This is a genomic window from Sedimentibacter sp. zth1, assembly GCF_017352195.1.
Lineage (GTDB): Bacteria > Bacillota > Clostridia > Tissierellales > Sedimentibacteraceae > UBA1535.
This window is the reverse complement of the sequence record NZ_CP071445.1, coordinates 1,079,638-1,102,877: the sequence shown is the minus strand read 5'-3', so window position 1 is coordinate 1,102,877 and position 23,240 is coordinate 1,079,638. Positions and strand designations below refer to the sequence as shown.

Sequence of the window (23,240 nt, the reverse complement as noted above, 5' to 3'; positions counted from 1 at the left end):
TAAAGCACAAAAACGACCTCGGGGCCGTTTTTGTGAAGCATTAATATGCATAAAAGGGGTATTGGGAATATATTAGGTTATCGGGGGGATAACCTAAGTACATTCTAGCAAATTTCGACACTCTTTGCAATAGTTTTTTTATAATAATTAAAAATTATTTTGGAAAAATAATTTTGTAAATAACTTTGTTATAGTGTATAATTAAATTTAGTGAAATTCTGGCGTTTGAGAGGATAAAATGGAAATCTATTTAGATAATAGTGCAACAACAAAAGTTAGAGAAGAAGTTTTACATGAAATATTGGATGTTTATAATATAGATTATGGTAACCCCTCATCTTTACATCGAATGGGGTTAAATATTGAAAGAAAGTTAGTAGTAGCTCGAAAAGCAGTTTTTAGATTGATTAATGCAGATGAAAGTGAAATCTTTTTTACAAGTGGGGGAACGGAATCTAACAATATTGCTATTAATGGTTTTGTATCAAAGTTAACAAAAAAGGCTACCAATATTGTAACAACAAGTATTGAACATGCTTCTATTAGCAATGTTTTTAAAAATTATGAGAAAAAAGGTTTTGAGGTTAGGTTTCTTAAGACGGATGAATATGGTTTTGTAACTAAAGAAGAATTAATAAAGAATATAGATGAAAATACAGGACTAATTTCTATAATATATGTTAATAATGAAATTGGAACCATTCAACCAATAAATGAGATAGTTAAATATGCAAAATCGAAAAACAAAAATGTAAAAATACATTTGGATGCAATACAAGCCTTCGGCAAAGTAAGAATAGATGTAAAAAAATTAGGTATTGATTCTATGTCTTTTAGTAGCCATAAAATACATGGACCTAAGGGAGTAGGAGGATTATATATTAAAGAAAAATCGAATATTGATGCTCTAATGTTCGGTGGAGGACAAGAGAAGGATATTAGACCAGGAACAGAAAACACACCTGCAATTGTAGGATTTGGCAAGGCTTGCGAGCTAATATATGATGATTTCAATGGTATTAATGATAAAATAAGAAAAATTAGAGATGAATTTGCTAAAAAACTTTTAGAAAATATTGATGATATAAAAATAAATAGTACTTTGGATAAAAACTGTGCACCACATATACTGAGTGTATCTTTTAATTGTATTAAGGCTGAGGTGTTACTACACTATTTAGAAAATTACAATATATTTGTTTCAACAGGTTCTGCTTGTTCTACTAATCACAATACAGTAAGTGCTACATTAAAAGCAATTTGCTTAAGTGATAAATTTATTGATGGAACAATTAGATTTAGCTTTGGATACTTTAATTCATTGTATGAGGTTGTTTATGCAGTTGAAAAAATTAAAGATAGTGTAGAAGATATTAGAAAAATAATGAAATAATTTTGAAAGGAATTTATATATGTACAATTTAATTGCTGTAAGTATGGGAGAAATAGCTCTTAAGGGAAAGAATAGAGGATATTTTGAAAAAATGCTTGTAGATAGGATAAAACAGAATGTAAGTGAGTTTAAAAATGTTAAAATTTATAAAGACCAAGGTAAGGTATATTTAGAACCAGCTAGCCCTGAGGACTTTGATCCAATGGTTGAGAAAGTTAAAAAAGTTTTTGGTATTGTATTATTAAGTCCTTGTATAAAGGTTGAAAAGAATATTGATAGTATAGAAGAAAAAATAGTAAAACTCTTTGATTATCTTTTGAAAAATAATAATATTAAGACTTTTAAAATTCAAACTAATAGAACAGATAAGGAATTCCCTTTAAAATCATTAGAAATAAACAGAAGATTAGGTGGCGTAATTCTTGATAACTTTAGTCAGGTAACTGTAGACGTTCATAATCCAGATATATTTGTATATGTTGATATTAAAACAGAATGTTATATATATTCTGAAAGAATTAAAACTGCTGGTGGATTACCTATTGGAACTAATGGTAAAGGTTTATTGCTTTTATCGGGTGGTATAGATAGCCCGGTAGCTGCTTATATGATGGCAAAAAGAGGTGTGAAAATTGAAGCTTTATATTTTCACACATATCCTTTCTCTAGTGAAAGAGCAAATGAGAAGGTGAAAAAATTAGCAGAATTATTAGAGCAATATTGCGGTAAAATAAGACTTCATAGTGCTAACATGGTAGAAGTTCATAAAGCAATAAAGGAAAATTGTGATGAAAGAGATACTACAATATTGGCAAGAAGATTTATGATGAGATTTGCTGAAAAAATAGCAAGACAAAATGATATTAGTATACTTATAACTGGAGAAAGTTTAGGACAGGTAGCTAGCCAGACAATTGAGTCAATGTGTGTTATAGAAAATGCTGTTGATGTTCCAATTGTTAAGCCGGTCATTGGTATGGATAAAACAGAAATTGTAGAAATATCAAAGCATATTGGTACTTTTGAAACTTCAATTCTTCCTTATGAAGATTGTTGTCAAATATTTGCTCCTAAACATCCTGTAACAAAACCAAAATTAGAAGCAATAATAGAGGAAGAGAAAAATCTTGATATTGATAGTTTAATGGATACGGTAATGAAAACTGTAGAAATAAAATAAACCAATAAAAATTAATAAAATGTGACTAACAAAAAAACTTTAACAGTACTAGCACAATTATATTTCGTATTCATATATTGATATAAGAAATATAAAGAGGTGATATGATGTCAGATATTAATAGTAATTGCTACAATGGTGGATGCGGCGGAGGCTGTGGACCATTTGGAGGACTATTCTCTGGTGGCTTTGGAGGATGGGGTATCATAATTGTACTTATAGTTATTTTTTGTTGTTGCAGTGGAGGACTTGGAAATTTCTTTGGCGGATGTTGCGAAAATTAAAAATAATAAAGAATTGCTGCCGATTTTAGGCAGCAATTTATTTAGGAGTTGAAATGGATAAAATAATAATATACTCAGATGGTGCTTGTTCTAATAATCAGTCTGAAAAGAACTTCGGCGGATATGGAGCTGTACTAATTTATAAAGACAATGTTAAAAAGGTTTATGGAGGAGAAATAAATACAACAAATAATGTGATGGAGCTAACAGCTATAATAAAGGCATTGGAAATGCTTAAAAGAAAGGATATACCAGTTGAGGTGTATTCAGATTCTGCGTACATAGTTAATTGTATAAACAATAAATGGTATGTAAATTGGAGAAAAAACGGGTGGAAAACATCAAAAAAAACACCTGTTGAAAACAAACAGTTGTGGGAAAAATTATTGTTACAGATAGAGTCATTGAAAATTTTTAATATAATTAAGGTAAAAGGTCATGCTGGTGACACTTATAATGAAATGGCTGATGAACTTGCAAGAAGAGGTGCTGATGAAGTAAAATAACAATTTAGGAAACTAAGTTGTTTTTTATTTTATCACCCTTTAGTATATTATGAATAGAATAAATAATAAATTTAATTAGAGGTGATAGTTTAAATATGAGCAACAATAAAACAATTAGAAGATGTCCTAAAAACGCTATTACTTATATAGTCAAACCTGGAGATACTTTATTTAGAATTGCTTCAAAAAACAAAACATCTATTGAAGTTTTACTAGAGTTAAATCCAGAATTAAATACGAAGCTATTAAAACCAGGGGGAGCAATGTGCGTTCCTACGGAAAAACCTGTACCTGAAAAGGAAATAGCACCAACAAAGCCTATGTATCCAGAGGATTGTATGCCAGAAAAACCAATAATGCCAACAAAGCCTATATATCCAGAGGATTGTATGCCTAAGAAACCAATAATGCCAGCAAAACCAATGTACCCAGAGGATTGTATGCTTAAAAAATCAATTAAACCACAAAAAACAAAATATCCATATTTTAATGTACCTAAAAAACCAGTCATATCACCAACAAAAATGAGCCCTGATTCAGATAAGCCAACAACACCAATAGCACCTCCTGTTCAAAAGCTAGAAACACCAATAGTACCTCCAGTACAAAAACCTGTATCACCTAATAATGGAGAAATTAATTGTAATGGAAATATGAAATATACTATTAAAAATGGAGATACATTTTACAATTTAGCTAAAAAATATAATATAACATTATTTGAAATGCTTAATGCTAACAAAAATGTAAATCCATATAATTTGCAAACAGGGCAAGTAATTTGTATTCCTATACCAGAATCAAAATGCACTTATGGAAAGATATACACAGTTGAAGAAGGAGATACTTTAACAACAATACTTACAAAATTTAATATTTCATTAGTAAATTTAAAAGCAACAAATGAAAATTTAAATCCATATAACATAACAGTTGGTATGGAATTATGCATACCACCATTTATGGCATACGAAGATTGTCCATCAGAAAGAACATATATAATTGAAGAAGGGGACAATTTAATAATAATATCAGAAAAGGCAAAGGTTTCTACAGATGATTTGTTAACATATAACCCTAACTTAACACCCGCAGATTTTTCAGAAGTAGGTTTAAAGATATGTTTGCCAGCTGAGGTTACACCTGTTAAGTAGTAAATGATTTATATTTAACTATAATTCACACAAGGGATTAATGATGAATACTTTGTGTGATTTATAGTTATAGGTATACTAGTAGGAGTGTATATATGAATAATAAAAATCTTATTATAATTGGTAGTGAAAATAACGTAATTAACATAGTAGAAATTAAAGTTAATAATAAGGGTAATATTAAAGTAGATAAAAAATTTCAAATATTAAAAAGCAGCTCAATAATGCTTCATAGTTGTATAATATCAAATAATATATTGTATATTCTAGATTCATTTAATAGTGTTATGATAAGATGTAATTTGTATACAAATAGTTATTGTGAGTGTTGTACTGGTAAGGATCCAAGACACTTATGCAAATATTTAGATAATATATATATCACTAATTTCGAATCAGATAGTGTATCAATAGTTGATGCTGATAGTTGTACACAAACAGGAATAATAAAAGTCTGTATGAAACCACATGATATTATTTCAAATAATGATAATAAAATATACGTGTCGTGCTATGAGGAAAACTGTATCTTAGAGTACGATATTACTAACTATAATAAAAAATATTACTATATAAATGGTAAACCTATGCATTTAATTATAGATGAAAATAGATTGTATGTATTATCATATTTAGTTAATGAAAATATGCAATCTGAAATAAATATAATTAACTTAGAGACAGGTGTTACAGATAAGACATTCTTTATTGAGGAAATAACTAATAATTTTATTATAGATAAGGATAATAATAGATTAATGGTTTTATCAATAGAAAAAGGACGTTTATACATTATTGATATAAATACAGGGGAAATAATAAAACAGATACATCTAAAGGGGTACTTAGAAGATGTATCTGTTGATAATAAGTATATATATATTGCAAATTCAAATAAAAGCAGTGTAACACTAATTGATAAGATAACTTATGAAAAAATAAATACTATATATTTTGATTTTCAACCATTGTATATAAAAATTGTTTAATTATCTTCTTTTGGTAAATCTGATGTAAGTATTTTTAATATGTTCCTAAATATATTATCAGAGTCTAAATTCCATTTTTGGCATATGGATTTTGCTAAATCCTCTGTGGGAACGTTCATACTTAAATTAAATATAGCAGTACGATTTTCAAGAACTTGAAAAGAAACTATATATTCAGATTCGCTTTTTTTATAGTAGTGACCGAATAGTTCACTTTTCTTTTTCAGGTTTTTTTGTGCCTTATCAAATTTACTTTTTACTTCCTCTATAAAATAATTAGGTAAAATATTTTCAAACATATTTATTGCATTAATTCCTTCATCGGTTAAATAATAATACTCATGTCCGTTTTTAATGTATAATTCAATAAATTTAGATTCATATAGATTTGTAAAAATTTGTTGTAATAAAAAATAATCCATAAAATTATTTTCTAATACAAAATTCGTTACTTCAGTATTTGTCAATGGTACGCTAAAGTAATTAAATATATATAATAACTTAAGTTTAGATAACGCTAATTTATTTCCTTGTTCCATTTTATTCCTCCATAAATCTCACTTCTTATATATTATAACAAACATATGTAAATGTAAACAAGAGAAATTTTTCTAACCAAATACCCATAATTATAATTATAATATATTAATTTACATAAATAGAAAAATGTGATACAATGTAAAATATTCTCAACTAAATTTAATGGAGGAATGAATGGAACCAAAAAAATTAATGAATAAGAATTTTGTTTTGATGTTACAAGGAAATTTTATTTCAGCGTTTGGAGATATATTATATAGCATTGCTATAGGTTACTTTGTTTATCATAGCACGGGTTCAGAGTCAATGATGGGTATTTTTACTTCTATTGGGCTATTTGTAACAATGTTTTTAAGTCCAATTTCAGGAGCTTTAGTAGATAGAATTAATAGAAAAATAGTTGTTGTTGGTATGGATTTTTTGCGTGGTGTTATTATGATTATATTAGGTATTTTGTGTTTAAATGATAGACTTAATATAGGTTTTTTAGTTGTTATGACAGTAATAATATCTTTATCAAATGTTTTATTTAGACCAGCAGCTACTACTATATTGGTTGATATAGTTCCAAGAAAAGATTTTGTTCAAGCAAATTCAATTGTTTCAAGTGCTTTGAATGTTGTTGATTTAATTAGTAAAGGAATAAGTGGATATTTACTAGTTTATGTAGGTATAGGTCAACTTATTGTATTCAATGGTATATCTTTTTTAATAAGTGCATTATCTGAATATTTTGTTTGTGTTCCTAAAACTCCGAAACAAGGAACTAAAATTAATTTTAAAATTATCCTACAAGATTTGAAAATAGGATTTAAATCAATGCTATCAATTAAAGGTCTTAATGCACTATTTTGTTTGGCAATATTTATCAATTTTTTTGCAGGAGGTATTTTTGGACTAATATTGCTTGTTACTACTGAAAAAGGTTTCTCATTAGAACAGTATGGGTTATTAATGTCAATTATATCTATTGGAGGACTACTTGGAGCATTATTTGTTTCAATATATAAAATACCAAGCAAAAAAAGACCTACATACTTATATTTGGGATTTATTATATCATCTATTCTATTTGCAATTGGATTTACATTGCATAGTTTTATAGCTTTAGCAGTGATTTTTCTAATTGGTATTTTCTTAAACACATTAGCAAACATGTTACTAAATGCAAGTTTTATGCTATTAATTCCAAATGATAAAAGAGCAGCAATTTTGGGATTTTTAACTGCAAGTAGTATGGGTGGAATGGCACTTTCAACAGTTATGTATGGCATTTTAGCTGAGATATTTTCAATATCAATGTTAGCATCTATAGGATTTTTAATTACTATTATACCACTGCTTTTTTTAGTTAAAAATAAGCAATTACAGCAAATATTAATTGAAAGTGGTGAATCACCATCAGAAAATACATCTAGTGAGATTAAAGAAATTATTTAATTAATATAAAAGCCATATATTATTGCTAAAATATATGGCTTAATTTTTTATTATATTATTGAATCATCTACACTATCCAACCACTGTTTGATATGTGGTACAATTTTTTCTAATGTTCCATTTTTAAAAGGACTTTCTAAATTTCCTACATTAAGTAACTGTAGAAAAGGTTTACTTCCACCGGCTTTGCAAAGTCTTAAATAATCTTGCCATGCTGTTTCTCTGTTTTCATTAAATTTAATCCAATATTGAAATGCACAAACCTGAGCAAGAGTATAATCTATATAATAGAAAGGAACTTGGAATATATGACCTTGTTTAAACCATCTTCCACCTCTTTCAAGAAAATCATTGTTGTCATAATCTAAGCTTGGAAGATAAGCTTTTTCGATTTCTCTCCACTTAGCTTTTCTTTCAGTAGGAGTTGCCTCAGGATTTTCATATACAAAATGTTGGAATTCATCAACTGTAACTCCATAAGGAATAAATACTAAGCTATCTGCTAAATGTTCAAATTTATATTTATCAGCTTGTTCTTCAAAAAATAGGTTCATCCATGGCCAAGTGATAAATTCCATACTCATAGAATGAATTTCACATGCTTCTAATGTAGGTGAACCATATTCAGGTATTTCGATATCTCTACTTTCATATGCCTGAAAAGCATGACCTGCTTCATGAGTCAAAACATTAACATCTGCTGAAGTCCCATTAAAATTTGAAAATATAAAAGGTGCTTTAAAATTAGGAAAACCTGTACAATAACCACCAGATTGCTTGTTTTTCTTAGTCTCCAAGTCTAAAAGTTCACTATCAGTCATAAATTTAAAGAATTCATTAGTTTCTGGTGAAAGCTCACAATACATTTTCTTAGCTTTATCAACCATCCAGTCTTTATCACCTTTAGGCATTGCATTACCTTTATTCGATGATATTGGAGCATCGTAGAATTTAAAGTCTTTAATACCTAGTCTGTTGGCTTGTCTTCTTTTCAATTCTTCTGTTACAGGTACTACATATTTCTTAACTTGGTCTCTATAGCATTTAACATCTTTAGGACCATATTCTGAACGATCCATTCTTAAATATCCAAGTTCTACAAAATTTTTAAAGCCTAATTTTTTAGCAATAGTTGTTCTTACTTTTACTAACTTATCGTATATTTCATCAAATTTAGCTTCATTTTCTGAAAAGAATGAATAATATTTAGCATTCGCTTCTTTTCTAATTTGTCTATCTTTGCTTTGCATAAATGGACCCATTTGTGATAAGTTCCTTATTTCACCTTTGAAATTTAATTTTGCAGAAGCAATTAGCTTGTCATATTGACTAGAAAGCTTGTTCTCTTCTTGTAAATCAGGTAAAACTTCATCAGAAAATGTTTTTATATTCATTTCAGCAAGCGTAAATAGCTGTTTACCAAATTTGTTTTCAAGTTTTGATCTGAATTTTGAATTTATTAATGCTTTATAGTATTCTACAGTAATTCCTTGAAATACTGGGTTGGCTTCATCAATATAATCATTTTCTTTGTCGTAGAATTCATCAGCAACATTTATAGAATGTCTTACCATAGCAATGGAAAACATTGTTTCTACATCGTTTTGTATCTTAATTATTTTTTCAATTAAATTTTCTTGTTGTTGAGCAGAACTAGCAGCATTAAATTCTTTAATTAAGATTTCAAAGTTAGATTTTACTTCATCAATATTTGGTCTTTGATATTTGTACTCATTAAACTTCATTTCAACCTCCAATTTATAAATAAGTATATGTATATATACAAATAATATCACAAATAATATAAATAGTAAAATCAAATTAAAATAATAATTGAGATATGAACATCTGTGTGGTATAATCTACTAGATAAAGTGTCGGAGAATAATATGATAATAAATAAAATAGTAAAAGTATTAAAAAACAGCATTGCCGAAGAGCTTGAAATAGAAGCAGGAGATGAATTGCTTAGCGTTAACGGTGAAAAAATAAAGGACTATATAGATTATAAGTATCAAATTTCAGATGACGAAATTGTTTTAGAAATAAAAAAACCAAACGATGAAATTTGGGAGCTTGAAATAGAAAAGGATTATGATGAAGATTTAGGCATAATATTTCAAAATCCATTGATGGATAATATTAAAGTATGTTCAAATCATTGTATATTTTGTTTTGTAGACCAAATGCCAAGAGGTATGAGAAAAACATTGTATGTAAAGGATGATGATACAAGGTTATCTTTTTTATATGGTAATTTTATTACATTAACAAACCTATCGGATGAAGAAATAAATAGAATTATAAAATATAAAATAAGCCCAATAAAAGTTTCAGTACACGCTACTGATCTTTCTTTGAGAAATGAAATGCTAGGTAACAATAAAAGTAAAGATGTAATGATATATCTTAAAAAATTGACAGATGGTGGAATTACAGTTGACTGTCAAATAGTTTTATGCAAGGGCATCAATGACAAAGAAGTATTAAACAAAACAATAAATGATTTAGTTACACTTTATCCAAACGTCAGAAGTGCTGCAGTTGTTCCTGTTGGATTAACAAATTACAGGGATAAGTTATATAAACTTGAAAGATTTGAAAAGAGTAGTTCATTGGAGCTAATTGATCAAATTGAGACTTTGCAAAATAAACTTTATAAACAGGTTGGTACTAGGTTTGTATTTATTGCAGACGAATTTTATGTGCTTGGTGAAGGTGATTTCCCACGATATGAAAATTATGAAGAATTTGATCAGATAGAGAACGGTATAGGGATTTATAGATTGTTTGAAAAAGAAATTGAAAGCAGTTTAAGACATTCTAAATACATGTCAAAAGGTACTAATGAATTTACAATTGTTACTGGAGTAGCTGCATACGGCTTAATGTGCGACTTAAGTCAAAGAATATCTAAAAAAACAGGAATTAATATAAGTGTTGAAAAAATAAATAATGAATGTTTTGGACAGTATATCACAGTAGCAGGACTTGTTACTGGTAAAGATATAATCAATCAACTCAAAGGAAAAAAATGTAAAAATTTAATCATTCCTAGAGTAATGGTTGAACATGAAGGAGATATCTTTCTTGATGATGTGGAAATCAAGGATTTAGAAAATAAATTAAATGTTAATGTATATATTTGTGATGTAAATGGCAACAAATTTGTTGATTTACTAATAAAGCATGACAAGGAGGAAAATGATGGGAAGACCAATAGTAACAATAGTAGGTAGACCAAATGTTGGAAAGTCTACACTTTTTAACAGATTAGCTGGAAAAAGAATAGCTATAACTGAAGATACGCCAGGTGTAACAAGAGATAGAATTTATGCCGAATGTGAATGGCTAGATAATTATTTTACTTTGATAGATACAGGCGGTATAGAACCAAATACAACAGATACGATATTTGTACAGATGCGTAAGCAAGCTGAAATAGCAATAGACATGGCAGATGTAATATTGTTTATGGTTGATGGTAAGGAAGGTCTTACGGCTTCTGACAAAGAAGTAGCACAAATGTTAAGAAAATCAAATAAAGAAATAATTTTGATTTGTAATAAAATAGATAAATTTGTTGATGAAGAAAATATGTATGAGTTTTATAATTTAGGCTTAGGTGATCCAATTGCAATTTCAAGTGCTGAAGCACTTGGACTAGGAGATTTATTAGATATAGTTATATCTAAATTTAGCGATGATAGTGATACTGCAGAAGAAGAAAATGTAACAAAAATAGCTGTTATAGGAAAGCCTAATGCAGGAAAGTCTTCACTTATAAATAGACTAGTTGGTTCAGATAGAGTTATTGTTAGTAACGTTCCTGGAACTACTAGAGATGCTATTGATACGGAATTTGAAAAGAATGGCAAAAAATATACATTGATAGATACTGCAGGTATTAGAAAAAAAAGTAAAATATCTGAAAATATTGAGAAGTATAGTGTTGTTAGATCTTATACTTCCGTTGAAAGAGCGGATGTTTGTCTATTGATGATTGATGCTGTTGATGGTGTAACAGAGCAAGATGCAAGAATAGCTGGTTATGCACATGAAAATGGTAAAGGAATGATAATAGTTGTAAATAAGTGGGATTTGATTGACAAGGAAGTTAAGTCATTCAAAAAATATATTGAAGAGGTTAGAAATAAATTGGCTTACTTAAGCTATGCTCCAATATTGACTATATCTGCACTTACAGGACAAAGAACAAATAAGGTTATGGAAACAATAGAAGAAGTAATGAATTATAGAAATCTTAGAGTTACTACAGGTGTTTTAAACGATATAATAACTGAAGCTGTTCTTATGAATCAACCGCGTACAGTTAAAGGTAAAAGGCTTAAAATACTTTATGCGACTCAAGTTAGTGTAGCACCACCAAGATTTGTTGTATTTTGTAATGATAGCTCAATTGTACACTTTAGTTATGTTAGATATATAGAAAATAAAATTAGAGAAAATTTTGTTTACAATGGTAATCCTATAGTAATAGATTTTAAAAATAGAGGTGAATAACTTTGAAATTATTTCTTGTATCTCTATTAGCATATTTATTGGGAAATATATCTTTTTCGCTAATAATAGGTAAAATATTCTTTAAAAAGGATGTAAGAGATTATGGAAGCGGAAATGCTGGTGCAACAAATGCTATTAGAGCATTTGGAGCGAAGTTTGGTATATTAACTTTTATAGGTGATATGTTAAAAGGAGTATGTGCAGCACTTATTGGGAAAAGTGTTGCGGGCGTCGATGGACTTTATATTGCTTCTATTATGGTAATAGTAGGGCATAACTGGCCTGTATTTATGAAATTTAAAGGTGGAAAAGGTGTAGCAACAACTATTGGTACAATGTTTGTTGCTTTGCCGTTTATAACTTTGATATGTTTCATTATAGGTATTTCAATTGCTTACTTTACAAGAATAGTGTCTTTGGGTTCGTTGATTGGCGTAATTCTTACACCATTGGCTGTTTTATTATTTGTTAGACCATTTGATGTTAAATTATTTTTATTTGTTATTACATACACTCTAATGTGTTTATTTAAACATAGGGGTAATATTAAGAGACTGATAAAAAAAGAAGAAAGAAAATTATAATTAACAATAATCAGTTTGCATATACTTTGTAAACTGATTTATTTTAATATGTAGAAAGGATAATATTATGAAAAAAATTGGTGTGGTAGGTGGAGGTAGCTGGGGAACAGCACTTGCAAAAGTATTGTGTGAAAATGGACATGAAGTTAAAGTCTGGTTAAGAGATAAGGCTCAATGTGAGGACGTTAGAAAGACTAAAATAAATAAGAAATATCTTCCTAATGTAATTTTGCCTAATGATTTGTATTTTTCAAATGATTTGGATGATGTCATAAAAAATAGTGAAATAATTTTGAACGCTATACCTACTCAAAAGATTAGAGAAGTATTAAAAAAAATACCAAAAGAGTATATGGCAAATAAAATAGTTATAAACTCAGCTAAAGGTATAGAACTGAATACACATTGTTTAATTTCAGAAATTATGGCTAGTGAGTGTAAAGATATAAAATACTGTGCTTTATCAGGACCATCTCATGCTGAGGAGGTTGTATTGATGTTGCCTACTGCAATTACAGTTGCTTGCGATGATTTAGAGGTTGCAAAGATTGTACAAGATTTATTTATGACTACTTATTTAAGAGTATATACTAACAAAGATGTTCGTGGCGTTGAATTAGGTGGAGCACTTAAAAATATAATAGCATTAGGTGCAGGTATTTCAGATGGTGTTGGGTATGGTGACAATGCAAAAGCTGCACTTATGACAAGAGGTATTGTAGAAATAACTAGGTTAGGAGAAAGTCTAGGAGCTGATATAGCAACATTTGGTGGTTTATCAGGTATAGGAGATTTAATTGCTACATGTACTAGTAAGCATAGTAGAAATAGAAATGCAGGATATTTGATAGGGCAAGGCTATACAAAGAGTGAAGCCATAAAAAAGGTAGGAATGGTTGTAGAAGGTATAACTACAACATATGCAGCTTATGAATTAGCTAAGCAAAACAGTATTAGTATGCCTATAGTAGAAGCTATGCATTCGATACTTGAATGTAATGAAGATGTAAAGAAAACAGTTATAAAATTAATGCTAAGAGATAAAAAAGATGAATAAATTTTGATAGTAGCAATAAAATGTAATAGAAAGGTAAATACGAATAAGATAATACGTCATAAAATTAAATCCTACGCATATAGTTAATTGTATATTATTTTAGGGGGGGTTACTATTACAAATATAGATATATATCAAGATATTGCTAAGAGAACCAAAGGTGAAATTTATATGGGTGTTGTCGGCCCGGTAAGAACAGGAAAATCAACTTTTATAAGAAAATTTTCAGAGATAATGATGATACCAAACATTGAGGATGAATATGTTCGTGAAAGAGCTAGAGATGAAATGCCTCAAAGTGGTACAGGTAAGACTATTACAACAACTGAACCCAAATTTGTTCCAAGTAGTGCAGTTAGGGTTGCGTTAAATGATAACGTAAATACATATTTGAGATTAATTGACTGCGTAGGCTATATGATTCCTGGAGCATTAGGACACATTGAAAATGAGCAACCTAGGTTTGTAAGTACTCCATGGAGTGATCAACAAATCCCATTTACAGAAGCTGCAGAAATAGGAACAAAAAAGGTAATTAATGAACATTCGACAATTGGAATATTAGTTACAACAGATGGAAGTATAACAGAAATAAACAGAGATAATTATATAATGGCAGAAGAAAGAGTAGTTAAAGAACTTAAAGAAATTGATAAGCCATTTGTAATTATTTTAAACTCAACTAATCCACATAATGAAAATACTGTAGAATTAGCTAAACAGCTAAAGGAAAAGTACAATGCGCCAGTGCAAGTAATTGATTGCTTGAATTTGCAAACAAGTGATGTTGATAATTTAATCAACAAGGTTTTGTATGAATTTCCTATAAGAGAGATAAATATTGATTTACCAAGATGGTTTGATGGTTTAAGTATTGAACATCCTTTGAAGAATAGCTTTATAAATTCTTTGAAAGACGATTTAGAAAATTGTTATAAAATTAGTGATTTTGATGCGGACAGTATTTTTTCATCTGGCAACGATTTTATTCAGGAATATTTTGTTAAAGATATTGAGCTAGGAGACGGAAGTATTAATGTTAAGATTGATGTTGACAATGCTCAGTATTATAAGGTTATAAGTGATATTACTGGATGTGAAATTGAAGGTGAGCATCAAATATTAAAATTGATTGAAGAGCTATCTAAGTCTAAAAAAGAGTATGAAAGAGTTGCTGATGCTTTAAATGAAGCAAGAACTAAAGGATATGGATATGTAACACCTAATATTGATGATATGATTATTGAGAAGCCACAATTGTTCAAAGAAGGAGGCAGGTATGGTATAAAAATAAAAGCAAATGCACCTTCGCTTCATATCATTAATGCTAATTTGTCTAGTGAGATATCTCCTATAATTGGAAGCAAAAACCAGAGCGAGGATTTCATAAACTATATTTGTGATAGTTCAAGTGATAATCCTAACAATATATGGAAAGCTGAAATATTTGGTAAAACATTGTATGACCTTGTTGAGGAACAGTTAGAGGGAAAACTGACTGCTATGCCTGAAAATGCAAGAAGGAAAATCAAAAGAACTATTGAAAAAATAGTGAACGACGGAAGTGGAAGCATAATATTTATTATCATTTAATAAGAAAAAAATACAGAAATATGCATAATACATGCATATTTCTGTATTTTTTTATATAATATTTGATTAATCTAAATTTAAGTTAATATTACATCATATATGTAAAAATCATATAATATAAATGTTGCATAATTGTCCATAAATATGATATAATCAAATAAAAAATAAACTTGTGGTGTTTAAAATGTCAAGGAAGAAAAAATTTTTTAGAAATAGTATTATAATATTTTCTATAGTTTTCTTGCTATTATATGCATTTCAAAAGTATAATAGTATAATAGATATTAAAGTAGTAGAACAAGGGAAATTAGAAGATGTAATTAAAACTTCAGGTGTTATTATAAAAGATGAGGTAGTTTTAAAAGCTAAATGTTCTGGAGAATCAAAGTATTATTATAATGAAGGTGATAAAGTATATAAAGGATTATATATTGCAGACATTATAACGGCTAACAGTTCACAACAGATTGATGATGAAATAAAGTTAATTGATGAAGAGATTAAGAATATCGCAAATAGAGGTAAATCAGTAATTACTATTGGCAGTGGAAGTGGTAGTAAATATTCTACATACAACCAAACTGAGTTGAATAATTTAAGAGCTCAATTGGTTAAAGCTAAAGATTCTAATAAAATTCCTTTTTATTCACCAAAATCTGGTTTTGTCACATACTGCTTTGATGGGCTAGAGGATATTATGAAGTTTAATAGTGTTGATGATATAATGCCTGAAAGATTATTAAATTTAACTACAGATGAAATGAATACATTTCATATTAGAAATATTAATAGTGGTGATAATTTAGTAAAGGTAATTAATAATTTTTATTATTATGTTGTATGCGTTGTTAGCAATGAAGAAGCAAAGCTGTTTAAGGAAAACTCATATGCTAGCGTAAGATTTAATAATGATAATGAAAAAATTTACGGATGGATAAATAATATAAATACTGATGGTGAAAATTCTGTTTTAGTAATTAGCTTTAATGATTTTTTTTACGAAATCTACAATAAAAGAATTGTAGATATAGATTTAATTACTAATGTGCATGAAGGTATAATAATACAAAAGGAAGCTGTAGTTGAAAGAGATGGACTAACTGGTGTATATATTAAGGACATAAGTAACATAATTAAATTTTTACCAGTTGAAATATTAAGTTCTGACGATAAATACTATATTGTTTCACAGGGGAAAATTATTTCTAATGGCAAAAGAGGCATAATAAAAATCGAAGATACCTATTATAATACTGTAAAAACATTTGATAAAGTAGTATTAGATGTTGATAAGGTATATGAAGGAGAAATCGTTGATTAGGAGATGTGATCATGGGTATACAAAAGAATGTAAAAGAAGTATTGGCAAAGGTCGAACTTGCTGCAAATAAGGTTAATAAAACTTTAGATGATATAACTGTTATAGCAGTAACAAAAACAGTTGATTTTGAAAAGGCTCTACAAGCTGTAGATGCTGGGCTATTAAACTTAGGCGAAAACAGAGTTCAGGAATTTAGGAATAAAAATGAGCAAATTACAAATTCCAATATAAATTGGCACATTATAGGTCATTTGCAAACTAATAAGGTTAAGTATATTGTTGGAAAAGTTAAATTGATACATTCAGTTGAAAGTAAATCTTTAGCTGAAGAAATTAATAAGAGATCTGAGCAACATGACTTGATTTCAGAAGTACTTATTGAAATGAATATTGGTGAAGAGGATAGTAAGTTTGGGCTAAAAAAAGAAGATTTGTTTGATTTCTTGATTTCAATAGAAAATTTAGAAAATATTAAAGTGGTTGGATTGATGACAGTTGCACCATTTAGTGAAAACAAAGAAGATGTTAGATGGGTATTTAAAGAAATGAAATGCTTATTTGATAAAGTATCAACTCATAGCTATAAAAATGTAGAAATGAAGTATTTATCAATGGGTATGACTAATGATTTTGAAATAGCCATCGAGGAAGGTGCTAATATAATTAGAATAGGAACTGCTATTTTTGGCAGTAGAGTATATAAATGATAAAAACCATGGAGGAGATATAAATGAGTTTTATGAATAAAATGAAAGACTTTATTGGATTAACTGATATGGAAGAAGATGAAGATGGTTACGAAGATGAATATGAAAATGACGCAAAGACTGAAGTAAAACCAGTAAACCCAAATATCAATTCATATTCAAAAAAAGGCAATGTAATTAAAGTACATTCTAATTCAGATATGAAATTATTTATTTGCGAACCAGAAAAATATGAAGATTGTACAAGAGCTGTAGATGAGTTAAAAAACAGAAAAGCAGTAGTTTTAAATATCGAAAATCTTGAACTAGAAGACCAAAGACAAATATTTGAATTTATAAAGGGTGCAGTTTATGCATTAGAAGCAAGTATACAGAAAGTGTCAAAAGGTATATTTGTTATAGCACCTATCAATGTTCAAATTGACGGGAGAATGGAAAAAGATAGATTTGAGAGAAATTTTAACTATAAATAGTAAAAAAAGTAAAGAGGAAATTAATGATAAGTTACACAATTAAACAAGGTTTAGTCATTTTAATTGAAATTATTGAATTTGCAATACTAGTTAGGATACTTATTTCGTATATTCCTAGTTTGAGATTTAGCAAATTCTCTGATATAATATATCAAATTACTGATCCAGTTCTGCTGCCATGTAAGGCTTTATTAAGTAGATTGGGATTAGGAAATGGAATGCTTGATTTTTCACCAATACTTGCATTTCTATTATTAAGAGTTATATTAAGTATCGTATTGACGATATTTTAAGTTAGGTTTATATTATGAAAGATTTTAATAAATATTATGATTATATTCAAGACGAGGAAACAAGGCTATTAGTAAGAAAAGTGGTAGACAAAGCTAAATTGGTTAGCAAGAACTATGTTAACTACGCTTCAGACTTTATAAATGATAATGTTTTGAATTATTGTTTACCCTTAATAAATAATGAAGATATTAGTTATAAACTTTTCCCGACGTATGAACATAGCGAAAGGAAAAGTTTAATTTTATTTCCTGATTATATTAGCGAAGATGATGTTGATGCAAAGGAATATTTTACAGCATATAGACTTTACAATAAATCTAAATTTAAAGACCTTGATCACAATAATTATTTAGGGTCTTTGATGAGCTTGGGTATAGACAGAAGTAAAATTGGAGATATTTATGTACATGATGAATTTGCTGATATTATTTGTAATAGTGATATCAGTGATGTTATAATATATAACCTAGATAAAGTAGGAAATAATAAGATTGATATTAAACAAATTGAATTAGAGGATATTAGCTATAAAGAGTCAGATCATGAAAATATAATTATAAATGTAACCTCACTGAGGCTTGATAATGTAGTAAAGTCACTAATTAATAAATCAAGAGATATATGTAATGATTTAATTAGTTCTGGAAATGTAAAAATTAACTTTGAAGTTGTTAAAAAACCAACATTTATAGTAAGTGAAAAGGATTTGATTTCTATTAGAAGATTTGGTAGATTTATGATTGAAAAAGAAATTGGAAGTACAAAAAGCGGCAAAATAAAGCTTGACATAAAGCATTATATTAGAAAATAATGGAGGAATAATGAAAAATATTGGAATAATAGGGGCAATGCAAGAAGAGGTTGCTGCTTTAATTAAGTATTACGGAACTAGTGAGAAGGTTAATCATTTAGACTTTGAGTTTAATATTATAAATCATAATGATAAAAAAATAGTAGTAGTTGTTTCAGGTATAGGAAAGGTTAACTCAGCAATTTGTACACAACTTCTTATTGATAGATTTAAGGTTGATTGTGTTGTAAACACAGGTATAGCGGGAGCTATTTCAGAAAAGTTAAATATTGCTGACGTTGTTTTTTCAACTGACTTATTGCAGCATGATGTTAATGCAGTAGGATTTGGATATAAACTAGGAGAGATACCTAGAATGGGTGAAAACTATATATTCAAAGCTAATAAAGAAATATTAGATAAAATAACAAAAATAGCAGAAAATAATAATATGACATACTATGTGGGAAGAATAGTTTCAGGAGATGAATTTGTTTCTACTAATATTAAGAAACAGTGGATTAAAGAGAATTTTGATGCAATGTGTACAGATATGGAAAGTGCATCTATAGCTCACGTTTGCTTTTTAAACAAGGTACCTTTTATGGCTATTAGATGTATATCTGATACTTCTGATGATAGAGCGACAATGGTATATAATGAATTTGAAAAAATAGCATTAGAAAAATGCTTTAAAATATCGAGCGCATTAATCGAGGAGTTGTAAAATATGCATTATATTTATGGAGTGATTATTTTAGCTTCGTTAGTAATTGATCAAATAACTAAGCTTTGGGCAGTAAAAGCGCTTAAAGATTTTGCATCAATAAGTGTGTTAGGAAGTTTTTTATCATTTAAGTATGTAGAGAATAGAGGAGCAGCTTTTGGAATATTGCAAGATCAAAGAATTTTTTTTATTATTTCTACGGTTTTACTTATAGGCTTTATTGTAGCTGTTATATTGTTTAATAAAAAAATTACAAAATGTTCGCGATATGCATTAGTTTTGATACTTAGTGGTGCAATAGGTAATTTTATTGATAGATTTAGACTTGGATATGTTGTAGACTTCATTGATTTTAAATTTGGTTCGTTTTATGATTTTCCAGTGTTCAATGTGGCAGATTGCTGTGTTGTAGTAGGTACAATTCTTTTGCTATTGTTGATTATATTTAATAAGTTTGAAAAGAGCAAAATTGATGGATAAAGTAAACCTAATTGTAGAAGAAAATAATATTAGAATTGATACGTATATATCTAGTAAATTAGAGAATTTATCTAGAAGTGCTATACAGAAATTAATTAATGAAGAAAATATAACAGTAAATTCAAAGGCAGTAAACAAAAATTACAAAGTTAAAATTAATGATGAAATTATAATAAATATTCCTGAACCTAAAGTTTTAGATGTTGTTGCAGAAGATATAGATTTGGATATAGTTTATGAGGATAATGATGTTGCAGTTATCAACAAACCTCAAGGAATGGTTGTACATCCAGCAGTCGGACATTATAGTGGTACTTTAGTTAATGCTCTTATGAGTAAAGTTGATGAATTATCGTCTATCAATGGAGTGATTAGACCAGGAATAGTTCATAGATTGGATAAAAATACGTCAGGATTGTTGATTATAGCTAAAAATGATTATTCTCATATTTATTTGTCTGATTGTTTAAAGGAACATTCAATAAATAGAATATATCATGCACTTGTTGAAGGTGTTGTTAAGAATGACAAGGGTGTTATAGATGCGCCACTTGGCAGAAGTGAAAAAGATAGAAAAAAAAGATGCGTTACTAAAAAAAATAGCAAGGAAGCTATTACTAATTATGAAGTGATAAAAAGATATAAGAAGTATACTCTTATAAAGCTTAAATTAGAAACAGGTAGAACACATCAAATTCGTGTACACATGAAATATATTGGTCATCCAATTGTAGGGGATGATGTTTACGGGAAAGTGGATAAAAAGTTTGGGCTTAATGGACAACTTTTACATTCTAAATCAATTGGTTTTGTTCACCCAAAAACAAAAGAGTACTTAGAGTTTGAATCAGAGTTACCTATCTATTTTAAAAGAGTATTAGAAAAATTAGATAAATCGGAGAGATAAAATGAAAGTAAAAGCTTTAATTATGGATGATAAGGCTATTAAAAGAGCGATAATTAGATTAACTCATGAAATTATTGAAAAAAACAAGGGTGCCGAAAATTTAGTTCTTATAGGAATTAAAACAAGAGGATGGCCTTTAGCTTTAAGAATTCAAGAACAAATTAACGCTATTGAGGGAGTTGATGTTCCAGCATTTCCACTGGATATAACTTATTATAGAGATGATTATGAGAAGGATTTTGAAGCACCTGCATCAGTTGAACAATTTTCATTTGATATAAAGGATAAGTCAGTAATTTTAGTGGATGATGTTCTTTATACAGGAAGAACTGTAAGAGCTGCATTGGATGCTATCGTTGACAAAGGAAGACCGAATAATGTCGAGTTAGCTGTTTTGATAGACAGAGGACACAGAGAACTTCCCATCAGGGCTGATTTCATAGGCAAAAATGTACCTACAAGTCACACTGAAAGAGTTAAGGTTTGTCTTAAAGATATGGATGACTGCGACAAGGTAGTTATTGGTGAATAAGAATGGTAAGTGGTATCTCCAAGATTCTATTAAGGAATTTTGGAGATTTTTTGTTTGCTATTGAGCTCGTCTTGTGTTGGTCGATTTAATAGTGTTACAGCTAGTCTTTGTAGTCTTATTATGGTTATTCTTAGTGATCATGACTAGACAGTCTTTATTGTTTATTATAGTCTGTCTCTGTAGCTTGTGTTGTTGCTAGTTTGCTTGATCATAAAAAATGAAGAATAATTTTCTTTACTCAGCTATGTTACGCATAGAGAATTGTAATTGCAGTTCTGTTCGCAAAAGTCAAATGCGCGGGATAAGTTTTTATAGCTAGTCTGAATTGACTTAGAACGCTCACTCCACTTTGTACAATTCTATCTATGCTTCACAATGCTTCGACAGTGAAATTATTCTTTTTTGCTATTTGGCTAGTCTTGCGTTTGTCAATTTAATTGTGTTGCTGTTAGTCCTTGAGGGTATTTTGTAGCTAGTCTCTGAGGTCTTGTTATGGCTAGCCTTTGTGAGCATTTACTTGCTAGTTACCCTACGATGTCCTTAAAAAAGGAAGAATAATTTTCTTTGCTCAGCTATGTTCTGCATAGAGAATTGTAATTGCAGTTTCATTCGCAAAAGTCAAAATGCGTGAGAAAAGTTTTTAAGGTTACAGTATAAATTATTTAAGTGGAAAAAAATTATTTGTGATATAATAAATGATATAAAGTATGCAATTGTATAATTGTGCTAAGTTGAAATTGTAATATTTCACAAATAAGGAGTGTAAATAATGATAAAAGAATTAGAAATGTCTAAAATAGATAATGTAATGAAAATTTGGCTTGAAACAAATATTAAAGCTCATTATTTTATTTCTGAAAGTTATTGGATAGAAAACTATGATTTTGTAAACAAAGTTTTGCCACAATCTAACGTTCTTACTTATGAAGATGATGGTGAAATAAAGGGATTTATAGGTATTGTGGATAAATCTTATATTGCAGGACTTTTTGTTTCAAAGCAATATCAATCTAATGGAATAGGGAGTAAATTGATTGAAAAATGCAAGTTACATTATCCAATCTTAAAATTAGATGTTTATGCAAAAAATTTGAAAGCGATAGAGTTTTATAAGAATCATGGATTTAAAATAGAAAGAGAAAAAGAAAATGATGATACTAAGGAAACAGAATATTCAATGATATGGAAATTATAATAACAATAAAACTGTATGGTTAAGACGCATCTTTTTTTGAATACGTAATAACCAATATTATTAAGTAATTAATTTACAGACTACATTGATACGTAGCTTGTGCATGGAATAAATTAATATAATCAATGCAGCGTAGGCTATACGAGATATAATTTGGAGGGAAAAATATGGCTAAATATGAACGTAATTTAAAAGGAAATTTCAATGAATTATTAAGTATTATTGAAGAAGGGATATTACATGGAAGTATTTCAGCAAGCTATGAGGATGGAAGCAATTTTGAAAAAGATGGAGTAAGTTGTGCTATTAGAGTTTATGAACGATATAGCTGTTTTGGTGGTAATAGAGTCAGCCTGAATGTTACATTAGTTGGCAAAGACGAGGATTTATTTATTTCAGCAATTACATCTGGTGGAAGTCAAGCTGTATTATTTAAAATTAATACATTGGGAGAAGAGTCATTTCTAGATAAACTAAAAGAAATAATTGAAAATTACAATGGCTAATATCAATGAATTATATAAAAAAACATAGTTTAAATAATATGTTTTTTTATTTGCTAATTATATT

25 protein-coding genes are annotated in these 23,240 nt (G+C 28.6%); 23 read left to right on the top strand and 2 right to left on the bottom strand.

The annotated features are described in order from the left end of the window. The first annotated feature begins 238 nt into the window (after positions 1-238). The 6 genes from JYG23_RS05470 (at position 239) to JYG23_RS05445 (ending at position 5,506) form a co-directional block, all read left to right on the top strand. Positions 239-1,393: a cysteine desulfurase family protein gene (locus tag JYG23_RS05470; protein WP_207237539.1), complete on the top strand. Its 1,155-nt coding sequence runs from the start codon at positions 239-241 to the stop codon at positions 1,391-1,393. A gap of 19 nt (positions 1,394-1,412) precedes the next feature. Beyond that, positions 1,413-2,573, top strand: a complete 1,161-nt coding sequence (gene thiI / locus JYG23_RS05465) for a tRNA uracil 4-sulfurtransferase ThiI (protein ID WP_207237538.1) — start codon at positions 1,413-1,415, stop codon at positions 2,571-2,573. Positions 2,574-2,680: 107 nt separating this feature from the next. Next, positions 2,681-2,857, top strand: coding sequence for a hypothetical protein (locus JYG23_RS05460; protein ID WP_242631638.1), 177 nt, complete (start codon positions 2,681-2,683; stop codon positions 2,855-2,857). A gap of 53 nt (positions 2,858-2,910) precedes the next feature. Further along, positions 2,911-3,363, top strand: a complete 453-nt coding sequence (gene rnhA / locus JYG23_RS05455; RefSeq protein WP_207237536.1) for a ribonuclease HI — start codon at positions 2,911-2,913, stop codon at positions 3,361-3,363. Between the two features lie 95 nt (positions 3,364-3,458). Further along, a complete protein-coding gene (locus JYG23_RS05450; RefSeq protein WP_207237535.1) occupies positions 3,459-4,517 on the top strand; it encodes a LysM peptidoglycan-binding domain-containing protein in 1,059 nt (352 codons plus the stop codon). 95 nt (positions 4,518-4,612) lie between these two features. Further along, positions 4,613-5,506 carry a YncE family protein gene (locus JYG23_RS05445; RefSeq protein WP_207237534.1) on the top strand — a complete coding sequence of 298 codons (894 nt, stop codon included), beginning with the start codon at positions 4,613-4,615 and terminating at the stop codon, positions 5,504-5,506. On the opposite strand, the gene JYG23_RS05440 is transcribed toward JYG23_RS05445, so the two are convergent. Continuing rightward, positions 5,503-6,045, bottom strand: coding sequence for a DUF4364 family protein (locus tag JYG23_RS05440; protein ID WP_207237533.1), 543 nt, complete (start codon positions 6,043-6,045; stop codon positions 5,503-5,505). The two genes, JYG23_RS05445 and JYG23_RS05440, sit on opposite strands and share 4 nt — an antisense overlap. Positions 6,046-6,220: 175 nt before the next feature. On the opposite strand from JYG23_RS05440, the gene JYG23_RS05435 reads away from it, so the two are divergent. Continuing rightward, positions 6,221-7,486 (top strand): MFS transporter, encoded by a 1,266-nt coding sequence (locus tag JYG23_RS05435; protein WP_207237532.1) that lies wholly within the window; start codon positions 6,221-6,223, stop codon positions 7,484-7,486. Positions 7,487-7,536: 50 nt separating this feature from the next. Here JYG23_RS05435 and JYG23_RS05430 read toward each other — a convergent pair whose 3' ends face one another. Then, complete coding sequence (locus tag JYG23_RS05430) at positions 7,537-9,231, bottom strand: M3 family oligoendopeptidase (protein WP_207237531.1); 1,695 nt, start codon at positions 9,229-9,231, stop codon at positions 7,537-7,539. A gap of 144 nt (positions 9,232-9,375) precedes the next feature. Between JYG23_RS05430 and JYG23_RS05425 the strand changes: the two genes are divergently transcribed. The 16 genes from JYG23_RS05425 (at position 9,376) to JYG23_RS05350 (ending at position 23,176) form a co-directional block, all read left to right on the top strand. Next, entirely contained in the window at positions 9,376-10,725 is a 1,350-nt protein-coding gene (locus tag JYG23_RS05425) for a DUF512 domain-containing protein (RefSeq protein WP_207237530.1), read from the top strand. Then, positions 10,694-12,010 carry a ribosome biogenesis GTPase Der gene (der, locus tag JYG23_RS05420; RefSeq protein ID WP_207237529.1) on the top strand — a complete coding sequence of 439 codons (1,317 nt, stop codon included), beginning with the start codon at positions 10,694-10,696 and terminating at the stop codon, positions 12,008-12,010. The genes JYG23_RS05425 and der overlap by 32 nt, the downstream gene beginning before the upstream one ends. Positions 12,011-12,012: 2 nt before the next feature. Further along, positions 12,013-12,594, top strand: coding sequence for a glycerol-3-phosphate 1-O-acyltransferase PlsY (plsY, locus tag JYG23_RS05415; protein ID WP_242631637.1), 582 nt, complete (start codon positions 12,013-12,015; stop codon positions 12,592-12,594). Between the two features lie 67 nt (positions 12,595-12,661). After that, entirely contained in the window at positions 12,662-13,651 is a 990-nt protein-coding gene (locus JYG23_RS05410) for an NAD(P)H-dependent glycerol-3-phosphate dehydrogenase (protein ID WP_207237528.1), read from the top strand. Positions 13,652-13,822: 171 nt separating this feature from the next. Next, positions 13,823-15,244 (top strand): stage IV sporulation protein A, encoded by a 1,422-nt coding sequence (gene spoIVA / locus JYG23_RS05405; RefSeq protein ID WP_242631636.1) that lies wholly within the window; start codon positions 13,823-13,825, stop codon positions 15,242-15,244. Between the two features lie 184 nt (positions 15,245-15,428). Beyond that, a complete protein-coding gene (locus JYG23_RS05400) occupies positions 15,429-16,565 on the top strand; it encodes an HlyD family efflux transporter periplasmic adaptor subunit (protein WP_207237527.1) in 1,137 nt (378 codons plus the stop codon). Between the two features lie 11 nt (positions 16,566-16,576). After that, positions 16,577-17,272, top strand: a complete 696-nt coding sequence (locus tag JYG23_RS05395; RefSeq protein WP_207237526.1) for a YggS family pyridoxal phosphate-dependent enzyme — start codon at positions 16,577-16,579, stop codon at positions 17,270-17,272. A 23-nt stretch (positions 17,273-17,295) separates the two neighbouring features. After that, a complete protein-coding gene (locus tag JYG23_RS05390; protein ID WP_207237525.1) occupies positions 17,296-17,745 on the top strand; it encodes a cell division protein SepF in 450 nt (149 codons plus the stop codon). 23 nt (positions 17,746-17,768) lie between these two features. Further along, complete coding sequence (locus tag JYG23_RS05385; protein ID WP_207237524.1) at positions 17,769-18,038, top strand: YggT family protein; 270 nt, start codon at positions 17,769-17,771, stop codon at positions 18,036-18,038. 14 nt (positions 18,039-18,052) lie between these two features. Continuing rightward, positions 18,053-18,850, top strand: a complete 798-nt coding sequence (locus JYG23_RS05380) for an RNA-binding protein (RefSeq protein WP_207237523.1) — start codon at positions 18,053-18,055, stop codon at positions 18,848-18,850. A gap of 10 nt (positions 18,851-18,860) precedes the next feature. Then, the gene (locus tag JYG23_RS05375; RefSeq protein ID WP_207237522.1) at positions 18,861-19,556 is read left to right on the top strand and encodes a 5'-methylthioadenosine/adenosylhomocysteine nucleosidase; all 696 of its coding nucleotides are present in this window, start codon (positions 18,861-18,863) and stop codon (positions 19,554-19,556) included. A 3-nt stretch (positions 19,557-19,559) separates the two neighbouring features. Continuing rightward, the gene (gene lspA / locus JYG23_RS05370) at positions 19,560-20,036 is read left to right on the top strand and encodes a signal peptidase II (RefSeq protein WP_207237521.1); all 477 of its coding nucleotides are present in this window, start codon (positions 19,560-19,562) and stop codon (positions 20,034-20,036) included. Continuing rightward, positions 20,029-20,943 carry an RluA family pseudouridine synthase gene (locus JYG23_RS05365; protein ID WP_207237520.1) on the top strand — a complete coding sequence of 305 codons (915 nt, stop codon included), beginning with the start codon at positions 20,029-20,031 and terminating at the stop codon, positions 20,941-20,943. Before lspA ends, JYG23_RS05365 begins: the two co-directional genes overlap by 8 nt. 1 nt (position 20,944) lies before the next feature. Continuing rightward, positions 20,945-21,475 carry a bifunctional pyr operon transcriptional regulator/uracil phosphoribosyltransferase PyrR gene (pyrR, locus tag JYG23_RS05360; protein WP_207237519.1) on the top strand — a complete coding sequence of 177 codons (531 nt, stop codon included), beginning with the start codon at positions 20,945-20,947 and terminating at the stop codon, positions 21,473-21,475. A 769-nt stretch (positions 21,476-22,244) separates the two neighbouring features. Continuing rightward, positions 22,245-22,670, top strand: coding sequence for an N-acetyltransferase (locus JYG23_RS05355; RefSeq protein WP_207237518.1), 426 nt, complete (start codon positions 22,245-22,247; stop codon positions 22,668-22,670). A gap of 167 nt (positions 22,671-22,837) precedes the next feature. Next, on the top strand, positions 22,838-23,176 hold the full coding sequence (locus tag JYG23_RS05350) for a DUF6054 family protein (RefSeq protein ID WP_207237517.1): 339 nt from the start codon (positions 22,838-22,840) through the stop codon (positions 23,174-23,176). The last annotated feature ends 64 nt before the right edge of the window (positions 23,177-23,240 follow it).